This window comes from Aquicoccus porphyridii (genome assembly GCF_008369105.1).
In the GTDB taxonomy this organism is placed as follows: Bacteria; Pseudomonadota; Alphaproteobacteria; order Rhodobacterales; family Rhodobacteraceae; genus Aquicoccus; species Aquicoccus porphyridii.
Genome location: NZ_VINQ01000092.1, coordinates 1 through 538 on the forward strand (window position 1 = coordinate 1; position 538 = coordinate 538).

Genomic DNA, 538 nt, shown 5'->3' on the forward strand with positions numbered 1-538 from the left:
ACTGTGCCCGGAACTGGGCATCACCATCCCGGTGGGCAAGGACTCGATGTCCATGAAGACCCGATGGCAGGACAATGGCGAGGACAAGAGCGTCACTTCTCCGGTCTCGCTGATCGTCACCGGCTTCGCCCCGGTCGCCGACGTGCGCCAGAGCCTGACCCCGCAACTGCGCCTGGACAAGGGCGAGACCGACCTGATCCTGATCGATCTCGGCCGCGGCAAGAACCGTCTCGGCGGCTCGATCCTGGCCCAGGTCCACGGCAAGCTCGGCCGCGCCGTGCCGGACGTCGACGACGCCGAGGACCTGAAAGCCTTCTTCGCGGTGATCCAGGGGCTCAATGCCGACGGCCATATCCTCGCCTACCACGACCGTTCCGACGGCGGCCTGATCACCAGCGTGCTGGAGATGGCCTTCGCCGGTCACTGCGGCGTCGAGCTGAACCTCGATGCCCTGGCCGATAGCCGCGAAGAGCTGGCGGCCGTGTTGTTCAGCGAGGAACTGGGCGCGGTGATCCAGGTTCGCGAGGGCGCCACTCCG

General features: G+C 66.9%; 1 protein-coding gene. It reads left to right on the forward strand.

Features of this window, described 5'->3' with window-relative positions; all coding sequences use genetic code 11:
• Positions 1–538: AIR synthase-related protein (locus FLO80_RS23725; RefSeq protein WP_223145546.1), on the forward strand; the 538-nt coding region annotated here is incomplete at both ends.